The organism is Allobosea sp. 01N443, from assembly GCF_056399325.1.
The window spans coordinates 1-10728 of the sequence record NZ_JBFTRC010000194.1; the positions used below are offsets into that span (position 1 = coordinate 1).

The 10728-nt window shown below is 65.4% G+C and carries 12 protein-coding genes; 7 read left to right on the forward strand and 5 right to left on the reverse strand.

Annotated elements, in window-relative coordinates:
* The coding region (locus AC1DRP_RS30380; RefSeq protein WP_476770431.1) for a hypothetical protein at window positions 1–282 on the forward strand (282 nt) is incomplete at its 5' end.
* 198 nt (window positions 283–480) lie between these two features.
* Here the strand turns inward: AC1DRP_RS30380 and rnd are convergent.
* A complete protein-coding gene (rnd, locus tag AC1DRP_RS30385) occupies window positions 481–1620 on the reverse strand; it encodes a ribonuclease D (RefSeq protein ID WP_441490008.1) in 1140 nt (379 codons plus the stop codon).
* A 327-nt stretch (window positions 1621–1947) separates the two neighbouring features.
* On the opposite strand from rnd, the gene aspS reads away from it, so the two are divergent.
* The 4 genes from aspS to AC1DRP_RS30405 are packed head-to-tail and all read left to right on the forward strand — an operon-like array spanning window position 1948 to window position 5362.
* On the forward strand, window positions 1948–3723 hold the full coding sequence (gene aspS / locus AC1DRP_RS30390) for an aspartate--tRNA ligase (RefSeq protein WP_476770437.1): 1776 nt from the start codon (window positions 1948–1950) through the stop codon (window positions 3721–3723).
* Between the two features lie 33 nt (window positions 3724–3756).
* Window positions 3757–4104, forward strand: coding sequence for a hypothetical protein (locus tag AC1DRP_RS30395; protein WP_441505394.1), 348 nt, complete (start codon window positions 3757–3759; stop codon window positions 4102–4104).
* A 12-nt stretch (window positions 4105–4116) separates the two neighbouring features.
* Window positions 4117–4419: a hypothetical protein gene (locus AC1DRP_RS30400; RefSeq protein WP_441490010.1), complete on the forward strand. Its 303-nt coding sequence runs from the start codon at window positions 4117–4119 to the stop codon at window positions 4417–4419.
* Between the two features lie 43 nt (window positions 4420–4462).
* Complete coding sequence (locus AC1DRP_RS30405; protein WP_476770432.1) at window positions 4463–5362, forward strand: glycosyltransferase family 2 protein; 900 nt, start codon at window positions 4463–4465, stop codon at window positions 5360–5362.
* A gap of 113 nt (window positions 5363–5475) precedes the next feature.
* Here the strand turns inward: AC1DRP_RS30405 and AC1DRP_RS30410 are convergent, their stop codons facing one another.
* The 3 genes from AC1DRP_RS30410 to AC1DRP_RS30420 all read right to left on the reverse strand — a co-directional run bounded on the left by AC1DRP_RS30410 (window position 5476) and on the right by AC1DRP_RS30420 (window position 8888).
* Complete coding sequence (locus tag AC1DRP_RS30410) at window positions 5476–6294, reverse strand: class I SAM-dependent methyltransferase (RefSeq protein ID WP_476770433.1); 819 nt, start codon at window positions 6292–6294, stop codon at window positions 5476–5478.
* A 67-nt stretch (window positions 6295–6361) separates the two neighbouring features.
* Complete coding sequence (locus AC1DRP_RS30415) at window positions 6362–6976, reverse strand: CatB-related O-acetyltransferase (RefSeq protein WP_476770434.1); 615 nt, start codon at window positions 6974–6976, stop codon at window positions 6362–6364.
* Between the two features lie 70 nt (window positions 6977–7046).
* The gene (locus AC1DRP_RS30420) at window positions 7047–8888 is read right to left on the reverse strand and encodes a hypothetical protein (protein ID WP_476770435.1); all 1842 of its coding nucleotides are present in this window, start codon (window positions 8886–8888) and stop codon (window positions 7047–7049) included.
* 182 nt (window positions 8889–9070) lie between these two features.
* Here AC1DRP_RS30420 and AC1DRP_RS30425 point away from each other — a divergent pair, with 182 nt between their 5' ends.
* Together AC1DRP_RS30425 and AC1DRP_RS30430 are read left to right on the forward strand one after the other, a co-directional pair.
* Complete coding sequence (locus AC1DRP_RS30425; protein WP_441490015.1) at window positions 9071–9547, forward strand: DUF192 domain-containing protein; 477 nt, start codon at window positions 9071–9073, stop codon at window positions 9545–9547.
* A 284-nt stretch (window positions 9548–9831) separates the two neighbouring features.
* Entirely contained in the window at window positions 9832–10437 is a 606-nt protein-coding gene (locus tag AC1DRP_RS30430) for a transglutaminase-like cysteine peptidase (protein WP_476770438.1), read from the forward strand.
* Window positions 10438–10508: 71 nt separating this feature from the next.
* Here the strand turns inward: AC1DRP_RS30430 and AC1DRP_RS30435 are convergent.
* Window positions 10509–10728 (reverse strand): hypothetical protein (locus AC1DRP_RS30435; RefSeq protein WP_476770436.1); only part of this gene is annotated, 220 nt, incomplete at its 5' end.

Here is a 10728-nt window from a genome sequence, read left to right on the forward strand (position 1 = left end):
CTTCTGGAGATCGTGGCGATCAAGGCGCTCTGCCGCCGGGCCAATGTCGAGAAGGTCGAGGCCGGACCGAAGGGCATCATCGTTGCTTTCCGCGACAACGAGTTCGCCAATCCCGAGGGGCTGGTCGGCTATGTCGCGAAGCAGGGAACGCTGGCCAAGGTCCGTCCCGACATGCGCGTCGTCTTCATCGACGACTTCGAGACGGCGGAGCAGCGGCTCAAGGGCACGCGCCGGTTGCTGACCGATCTGGCGCGCATCGCCGAGCGAAAGAAGGCGGCGTGAGCATCAGCACGCGACGCTGGCCTTAGCCTCGTCTGTCATGGGAGGGGCGCGGCGGCGAAGCAATCCCGGCCTCTGCCTGAGGGGATTGCTTCGCTCGTGACGACGAGACAGGGCGTCTCTGACGCAAGGCATAGGCCCGAAACGCGGACGGCTTTCGGGAAGGCTGCTGCAAGCGCAGAAGGTTAGATCATCGGCCGCTCAGGCGACGGTCACGCGCCCGCGGGAGATCTTCAGGCTCAGCTGCCCGTTCTTCAGCGCCAGCGCCTTGTTGCCGAAGACTTCGCGGCGCCAACCCTGCAGGGCCGGTACATCGGCCAGGTCGTCCGAGGCGATGGCCTCGAGATCGTCGGTCGAGGCCAGGATCTTGGGGGCGACGCGTTCGGCATCGGCGGTCGCCTTCAGCAACACCTTGAGCAGGTCGAGTACGGCGCCATTGGTCGGGCGTCCGCGCTCGCGTTCGAGACGGGGCAGGGTCCTGGGATCGAGCGCCAGGCCGCGCTCGATCGCCGCGAGCACCTCGCCGCCGGCCCGCGAGCGCTCGAAGCCGTTCGGCACGGAGCGAAGCTCCGCCAGCGCCTCGACCGAGCGCGGACCGCGCTGAACGATATCCATCAGCGCATCGTCCTTCAGCACCCGCTGGCGCGGCACGTCGCGGCTTTGCGCCTCCCGCTCCCGCCAGGCGGCGATCTCCATCAGCAGCGCGACTTCCTTGGGCTTGCGAATCCGGCCCTTCAGGCGCTGCCAGGCGTTCTCGGGCCTGACCTCATAGGTGCCTGGCGAATTCAGGATCGCCATTTCCTCGGCAACCCAGCCCTCACGGCCGCTGGCGGCGAGATCGGCCGATAGGGCGAGATAGATGTCACGCAGATAGGTGACATCGGACTCGGCATAGGTCAGCTGCGCCTCGGTCAACGGTCGGCGCGACCAGTCGGTGAAGCGCGAGGATTTGTCGATCCGCGCCTTGGCGAGGTCGTTGGCGAGCTGCTCGTAACCGACGGAGTCGCCATAGCCGCAGACCATTGCGGCGACCTGCGTGTCGAATAGCGGGGTCGGGAGCATCTTGCCGATGATCCAGATGATCTCGAGGTCCTGCCGTGCGGCGTGGAACACCTTGACGACGTTCTGGTCGGCCATCAGCGCCAGGAAGGGCGCGAGGTCGATTTCGGGGGCGAGCGGATCGACAAGCACCGCCTCGTCGGGCGAGGCGAGCTGGATCAGGCAGAGCTTCGGATAATAGGTCGTCTCCCGCAGGAATTCGGTGTCGACCGTGACGAAGGGATGCTGGGCCAGCCGCGCGCACGCCTCGGCCAGATCCTGTGTGGTGGTGATGAGGCTCATGATTAGCGGCTTAGCGGAGGAACGGGTTGTCCGTCGAGTCCGCGTTTCATGCTTCTGCTCGCCGGCGCCGCATGACCTTCAGAAGAACGGGCCTGTCCTTCGGGGCCCGGACAAGGTCATCTGCCTTGTCTACGTATTGAAACCTTCACACCATGGTGCGACGGCCTCTGCCGCCTCCTTGCGGCGAACAGCTGGAATGCCGGCTTCGCGCATCACGATTATCGCTGCCATTCTTGACAATCCGCGCGCCTGCGTGTGCTTACGCCGAAGGTTTCAGCTGGCCTTGCGCCGGCTCCTTCGCATTTCCGAGAGACGAGTCCCGTGACCTTGCATCGCTATCGCTCCCACACCTGCGGCGCCCTTCGCGAGAGCGATATCGGCAATCAGGTTCGCATTTCGGGCTGGTGCCACCGCATCCGCGACCATGGCGGTGTGCTCTTCATCGATCTGCGCGACCATTACGGCATGACCCAGGTCRTGATCGATCCGGACTCGCCGGCTTTCGCCGAAGCGGAGAAGATTCGGGCCGAGTGGGTCATCCGCATCGACGGCAAGGTCAAGGCTCGCCTCGAGGGGACCGGGAACGCCAATCTCGCGACCGGTGCGATCGAAGTCTTCGCCACGGCGCTCGAAGTGCTGGGTCCTTCCGGCGAGCTGCCGCTGCCGGTGTTCGGCGATCTCGAATACCCCGAGGACACGCGCCTGAAATATCGCTTCCTCGACCTGCGTCGCGAGAAGCTGCACAACAACATCATGCTGCGTGGCAAGGTCATCGACTCGCTGCGCAACCGCATGAAGACCTCGGGCTTCTCGGAATTCCAGACGCCGATCCTGACCGCGTCCTCGCCGGAAGGCGCGCGCGACTTCCTGGTGCCGAGCCGGCTGCATCCCGGCCATTTCTACGCCCTGCCGCAGGCACCGCAGCAGTACAAGCAGCTGCTGATGATGGCGGGCTTCGACCGCTATTTCCAGATCGCGCCCTGTTTCCGCGACGAGGATCCGCGCGCCGACCGTCTGCCGGGCGAGTTCTACCAGCTCGACGTCGAGATGAGCTTCGTCACGCAGGAAGACGTCTTCCGCACCATGGAGCCGGTGATCGCCGGCGTCTTCGAGGAATTCGGCGGCGGCAAGTCGGTCACCAAGAACTGGCCGCGCATTCCCTATGCCGAGTCGATCCGCAAATACGGCTCGGACAAGCCTGATCTTCGCAACCCGCTCGAGATGCAGGATGTGTCGGAGCATTTCCGCAGTTCGGGTTTCAAGGTCTTCGCCCGCGTCCTGGAAGACGAGAAGAACCAGGTCTGGGCGATTCCGGCGCCGGGCGGCGGTTCGCGTGCCTTCTGCGACCGCATGAACTCCTGGGCTCAAGGCGAAGGCCAACCCGGCCTCGGCTACATCATGTGGCGCGAAGGCGCGGGTGCTGGCCCGATCGCCAACAATATCGGTCCGGAGCGGGTCGAGGCGATCCGCATCGCGCTTGGTCTGAAGGATGGCGACGCTGCCTTCTTCGCAGCGGGCAACCCCGATAAGTTCTACAAGTTCGCCGGCGCCGCCCGTAACAAGGTTGGCTCGGAGCTCGGCTTGATCGACGAGAACGCCTTCGCTTTCGCCTGGATCGTCGATTTCCCGATGTACGAGTACAACGAGGACGAGAAGCGGGTCGATTTCTCGCATAACCCGTTCTCGATGCCGCAAGGCGGGTTGGAGTCGCTGCAGAAGGACGATCCGCTGGCGATCAAGGCCTTCCAGTACGACATCGCTTGCAACGGCTACGAACTCGCCTCGGGCGGCATTCGCAATCACCGCCCTGAGGCGATGGTCAAGGCCTTCGAGATCGCCGGTTATGGCGAGGAGACGGTGATCGAGCGCTTTGGCGGCATGTACCGCGCCTTCCAGTATGGCGCGCCGCCGCATGGTKGCATGGCAGCGGGTATCGACCGCATCATCATGTTGCTCGCCGGCGCCAGCAACCTGCGCGAGGTCGCGCTGTTCCCGATGAACCAGCAAGCGGTCGATCTGCTGATGGGGGCGCCCTCCGAGGTCGGCCCGAAGCAGCTGCGCGAGCTCCATATCCGCCTGAACCTGCCTGAAAAGAACGGCTGACCCCCCGCCATGCCTGCCCCGACCGGAGCGCGCTTGTCCGCGCTCGCCTGCCTGCTCGCGCTGCCGCTAACCGCCTGTGTCACCGCTGCGCCCCACACAAGCTCGGGGCGGGCGGTGGAGCTTGCCAATCTGGTCTCGCGCTCGATCGCCTGCCGTGCTGGAGCACCACGCACCAGCACACTCGACCGCTTCCTCGACGCCGAGCGTGCCCGTGGCGCGACGCCGGAGCAGATCGCGGGAGCGCGCTCGACCTATGTCACCGTTTCGGAGGCGGCGACCATCAATCAGGATGTCCGGCCCGAAGCCTGCTCTGCGGAAGAACGCAGCTCCTTGAAGCCACGCATGGCGCGCGTCCGGGCCGGCGATTTCAGCGGGCTCTGAGCGCGATCAGCCATGCCCTTCGCCAGAGCCTTCCTCTGCAGCCTGCTTCTGCCTGCGCTTGCTGCCTGTACGACGACTGCCGGTCCAGTGCCCGGCACGGCGGAGTTTGCGGCCGTCAAAGTCTCGCGCGGCTATGATTGCGGTGTCGCCGTCGATCGCCGCCGTGTGATGGCGGGGCTTGCTCCGGCCGAGCGCGGACGCTTCGTCGCCGTCAATGCCAGCCTCGCGGTGAAGTCCTACAAGGCGCCGCGCCACTGCGACGCCGCCGAGCGTAGCGCGGTTCAGCACGAGCTCGCCGGCCTCACACGGCGCTGAATTCTGCTTGCCTGCCGGGGGCGATCCCGGCCAGAAGGCAGGAATGCCGCCCGCGAACGAGTTGCTCCCGCTCCACGAAACCGTCACCGCGGTCGTCGTCGCCTATGACAGCGCCGATGTCCTGCCGGCCTGCCTGGATGCGCTGCGGCGCGAAGGCGTGCCTCCCATCGTCGTCGACAATGCCAGCAGTGACGATTCGGCCGCAATCGCGCGGGCGCGTGGCGCAACGGTGATCGCGAGCCCCAGGAATGAAGGTTACGGTCGAGCCAACAATCTCGGCATCGCAGCCTGCCGCACTCCCTACGCCCTGATCGTCAATCCCGACCTCGTGCTGCAGCCTGGCGCCATGGCAGAGCTGCTGGCGGCCGCTGGGCGCTACCCCGATGCCGGGATGCTGGCTCCGCGCATTGTCGAGCCGTCAGGGCGCGTCTTCATCCAGCCGCGTTCGCTGCTGTCACCGGCTCATCTCAATCATTCCGGCGCGGCAATTGTACCGGAGGGGGATGCCTGCCTGCCGTTTCTCTCGGGCGCCTGCCTCCTGCTCCGCTGCGAGGTCTTCGAAGCGCTCGGTGGTTTCGATCCGCGAATCTTCCTGTTCTACGAGGATGATGATCTTTGCCGCCGCATGAGGGACGCCGGGCATGCGCTCGTGCATGTGCACGAGGCGCAGGCTCATCACGCGCGCGGGCGTTCCAGCAAGCCCAGCCCCGGCCGCCGTTTCAACGCACGCTGGCATCTCGCCTGGTCGCACGCCTATATCGCGGCCAAATACGGGCAAGCCGGGCCGTCATCCCTTGCGATTCTCGAAAACATTGCAAAGACAGTCGGTTACGCCTTGGTCTTTAACCGCCTCAAGATGATGGCGCATGCCGGATCTGCCGCTGGCGCGCTCGACTGGCGGCGGGGGCGGACGGCGCGCTCGCGGCAAGGCCTGGACGAATAGCTCGCGCGCCTTAGATCATCAGACCGGATATCGTATCCGGTTCGATGATCTCACCCTTTGTGTTTGCATCGGCTTTGCCCCGAAAACCGCAATCCACTTTTCGGGCCGATGCCTTAGAGGTGCAGGTCCTTCATGGGGGTGGTGATGATCCTGCGGATCTCGCGCAACTGCCTGAAGACGAGCCGTGCCTTGCGCAGCACGTTGCTGTCGGCCGCGAGCAACTCGGCCTCGCGTGCGGCAAAGGCGGCTTTGCCCTGCAGGGCAGGGATTGGGCTCAGCGGGAGCGGTGTGTTCGGCAAGGCCGAGAGATCGAGCTCCGTCAGAGCCGGCTCGGCTCCGCGAAGGCTCTTGCCGATCATGCTGCGCGCTGCGTCGAGGCGGGTTGCGGCGGCATCCCGGACCGGTTTCTGCATCACGGCGCTGGAATCGCGCCACTGGATGCCCCTTCGATAGGCCGGAACCCATTGCACCTGGGCTTCGAGCAGGTTCAGCCCGGCATAGCGGGCCAGGGCAGGGAAGGCATCGTCGTAGAAGCGCCAGCAATCGACGGGGAAGCGGTGCCGCGGACCGCCGCCCGGTGAGGTGATGAACGCGAGTCCATTGCCCTTCAGCACGCGCGAAATCTCAAGGATGGTGATCCAGAAATACTCTGCATGCTCGAAGACCTCCGAGCAGGTCACGACATCGACCGAGCCGGTGGCGATCTCTTTCCAGTCATAGGGATCGGCCACCGCCACATCGACGTTCAGCCCCGGCTCGATGTCCATGCCGACAAGTTTCCAGGCCGGGTTCGACATGACGTCGCGGTTGGACAGGCTCTGTCCGTCGACGATGGCCGAGCCGACGTCGAGCACGGTCAGCGGCGAGGTCTCGACGGCGGAGAGATAGGCCTTGCGGAAGACCCGCGCCTTGTCGTTGGCAGAATCATGCATGGGGGCGGTCCGGCAATGGAGGGAGGCCGTATCGGAGGGGGAGCCTTCGATCCTGAACGGCGAACTATCAGGAAACGGCTCTCGGAGGCAAATCCTCGATCCTGTCGGACATCAAGACCGGGATCAGTCGTCTGATGTCGGCCTCGGGCCAGGYCCACCATTGGCTCGCCAGCAGGGCCGCGATCTTCTCCTCCGTCAGGCGGTGCCGTAGCAGCCGTGCCGGATTGCCCGCGACGACGCCATAGGGCGGAACATCCTTCGTGACGACGGCGCGGGCGCCGATGACGGCGCCATGACCGATGCGGACTCCGGAGAGGATCAGCGCCTGCGACCCGAGCCAGACATCATGGCCGATGACGACGTCGCCGCGCGAGACCTGATTGCCGGGATGGTGCTTCGCTTCGGGCCATAGCCGTGGGTAGTCGTGGAATGGGTAGGTCGTCGCCCATTCCGTGCGGTGGTTGCCGCCGAGCAGGATCTCGACCCCGTCTCCGACCGAGCCGTAGCGCCCGATGATCAGGCGCGCCCCGCTTCCGGCGAAGCGCACCTTCGGCCGCCCATAGGTGTAGCGTCCGACAACGATCTGCCCCGGGTGCCGAGCGATCAGGTTGGCCAGATACAACCGGGCCTGGTTGTCGGGGTTGAAGCGCCGGCGCAGAAAACTGCGCGGGCCCTGTGGCAAGGCGGCCCACCACGCTGCGATCGCGGAGGGCCGCCAGGACAAGTCTTCGGGAAGAAGATCGGCAGACCAGTTATTCGGCATTGGCCTTGAGGTCGATCTTGTCGAAGATCTCGGTCGGATCGGTGATCGTGATGACGTCGGCGAGGCCGAGACCCCCTGTCGCCTTCGCATTGGCCTGGACGGTCAGCGTGCCTGGCTTCGCCGCAAAGCGCGAGACCGCCGCGGTCAGGGTCTTGGCCGCGTCGGACGGGCCGAGGACCGCGGCAAGGCCGAGGCTGGCCATCATCGCATATTCGCGCCGCAGATCGTCGGGCTTGCGCTTGTTCTTGCGGGCCTCGTTCTCGATGAACTTCTCGAGCAGACCGAGATTCTTCAGCCTGGCATCCAGGCTGCGGGCCGTCGCGCCGAGCGCCGCAACCTGTGCGAGCGCGAGATCGCTGGAGAACAGGTCCTTGGTGACGTTACCGAGGGTACCCGAGGCCTCGAACTGCGCCATGCCGCCGCTCCCGAGCGAGAGCGTACGGATCGCAAGCTCGTTGCGTGCGGCGTCCCAGGCGAGGTCGAGCTTCGCGGAGAGGTCGAGGGCGCGGTAGCCCATGGCAATCAGATCCGCGGCCGCGGGATTGCCGGTTGCCTCGCTCACCGGAGCGGTGAGCTTGTCGATCGTCAAGGCAAGCTTGGTGGGGATGCCGTTGATCTGGTCGGCGGCAGCAATCTCGAAGGTACCGAGCCCGACGCGGATTGGGGCCTGCGCTGGCTGACCCGGCTTTGCCGTTTGCGGCACATCGACCGAGAGCCCGGCAAGCCGGATCGTGCCGAGTTTGGGGATCAGTTTGCGGAAATCGAGCGAATCGATCTCGGTTTCGGGCTTGGCCAGGACCTCCTTCAGGCCCTTGAACATGGGCGCGAGCGAAAAGCCGGAGTAGCTGAGCGACTCGAACCCTGCCTTGGCGCCAGCTCCCGCGAAAGAGAAACCTTCCACGGCGTAGCCGGACCTGGCCGGCGCATCTTCGCCATAGGCCATCCTGGCGATTCTCACGTCCATGGCGACCGGCGCTTCGCCCGGATTCGGCGGGACGGAGAGCGCCATCACCATATCGCGGACCTCGCCGCTGCCATAGTCGATGGCATCGAACAGCGAGAACATGGAAAGCGCCATGCGCTTGTCGGCCTCGAGCCGGGCCGGGTCGCTATGGTCCTTCGAGTCGATCCCTGCCTTCTGGTCGGCCTCCGCCTGCGCGATGATCCGCGACAGGAGTTCTCCGACAGGCTCGTCTCCGACACGCATCTTGAAGTCGCGGCCGGTCGCCTTGCCGAGCGAGATCTTGCCGAGCTGGCCCAGATCGATGGCGTAGCCGTCCTGCTCGACACGGCCGAAGATCGGCTGCATGGCTTCTTCCACGCCGGGCTTGGCGCGCTCGCTCAGCACGCGTGCGAGATGGTGCATGTCGAACGCTTCGAAGCTGATGCGCTTGATCTCGCCCTTCATCGCGCCGGTCGGCCCACCGGTCACGGATATCGCTCCGCCTCCCGCCGAGCCGCGGCCGATCTTGCCGTCGCGAATCTCACTGAAGCGGATGTCGCGGTACGTCGTAACCTGCCTTTGCGGCCCGAGAACCTGCTCGACCGTCAATTCGGGCGCACTGATTTCCGACGCGGTGAGGCGGCCCGTCCGGGCAACCGCGCTCTCGCCGGTGCTACCATTGAACAACGAGACAAAGGCTTCGCGCTCGAGGCTGGAGCCCTTCACGTCGACCTTCGGTATGGCGACGACGATCGCGCCAAGGTCCAGGCGGATATTGTCGATCTGGAAATCGGCTGCCCAGGACGGCTGCGCCAGAACGAGGATAAAGGCTGCGGCCGCCGTTACGCGCAGGCGGCGCATCGGGCTGCGAAGGGTCGACGTGATCATGACGGTCTCCAGATGGCGGCAGCGAACCTGCCGCAACGCAGCGAGGAAAGGAAGACGACTTGCTCTCGCGGACGCAGGAAAAACTTGACCGCCTCGCTGCGATCTTTCGTATCTGTCTCAGATCCGCCATCCGGCCCGTGCAGGAGCGGTGCGGGCGACGAATGCAATGGAGCTTAGAGACGATGCGGTCCGCCCGACGATTCCCTGCAGCCTGCCTTGCCTTGCTGCTCCTGGCTCTTGCCCCCGTCATGGCATTCGCGCAGCAGGCGGCTCCCGCGACCGGGCTGGAAACGCTTGCGATCGTCGGCAGCGGGCAGCGCCATGTCTTCCAGGTCGAGGTCATGCGCACGCCCGATCAGCGAGCGCGTGGCCTGATGCACCGCAATTACCTGCCGCCGGACCGCGGCATGCTGTTCGATTTCGGCCAGGTCGAGCCGGTCGCGATGTGGATGCAGAATACCTTCATCCCGCTCGACATGCTGTTTATCCGCGCTGATGGAACCGTCGTGCGTATCGCCGCGCAGACCGAGCCGCTCTCGACCCGTACGATACCTTCAGGCGAGCCGGTGCTCTCGGTCCTTGAGATCAATGGCGGCATCGCCGCCAAGCTCGGCATCAAGCCTGGCGACAAGGTGGAGCATCCGCTCTTCAAGCGGTGAGGCGGTTTTTCGCGCGCAGGGCAGCGTTGCGATCGTCCCTCGAAACCGGTCGGCCAGGCCTGTATTCCTCCTGCATTCCTGGTGAACGCGCGGGCTGTGACGGCCACCGCATGAAGGGCGTCGCGCCGTCGAAGCTCTGTGGATTGCGGAAGAAATCTGGCGGCGAATCACAGAATTGCCCACTTCCTTAATCAAAGGCGGTCATCCCGGATTTCATCCCCGCTACCCAGCACGCTTGCGAAGGACGGATCATGACGACACGTGCCGTGGTCGCAACGCTAGCGATGTGCGTTGCGCTGATCACCGGAGGCCGCCCGGATGACGCCCATGCCGAGCAGATCGCGGCCGCGACTCGGGGGCGCGCCTCGCCACCAGCTGCGTTCCTCACCTTCTGCGCGAAGAATCCGGCGGAATGCGCACGATCGGGGCCTGTGGTGCGTAGCGTCTCGCTTTCTCCCCAGCGCCACGGTGAGCTGCAGGAAGTGAATGCGCATGTGAATGCGACCATTCAGGAGGTCTCCGACCTGGCGCATCATGGTCAGGAAGATGTCTGGAGCATACCGGCGGATGGTCGAGGCGATTGCGAAGATTTTGCGCTCCTGAAGCGCAAGCTGCTGATCCAGCGCGGTTGGCCGTCATCGGCGCTGCTGATGACGGTTGTCGGAACGCCCGAGGGGGAGGGCCATGCCGTGCTGACGGTGGTGACCGATTCGGGAKATTTCGTTCTGGACAACAAGAGATCGCGCATCCTGCTCTGGTCGCAAACAGGCTATGTCTTCTTTAGCCGGGTGGCGCAGGCCAATCCGCGCCAGTGGGAATCGATCGACGGCGGGAATGCGAGATTCACCGCAGCGACGCGACACGGGTTCCATCCTCAAGCCGGCCGTTAGCCGCCAGACAGCAAACGCCCCGGAGTGACCCGGGGCGTGTCTCGTTTCACATGCTCTGAAGACACTGGCGGTTACCGGCCACCGTGGTTGCCGCCATTGCCACCGCCTTGACCGCCGCCATTGCCGCCACCGTGGCCACCGCCATTGCCGCCGCCCTGGCCGCCGCCATTGCCGCCACCCTGGCCRCCGCCATTGCCGCCACCCTGGCCACCGCCATTGCCGCCGCCGTGGCCGCCGCCATTGCCGCCRCCGTGACCGCCGCCATTGCCRCCRCCSTGGCCRCCRCCATTG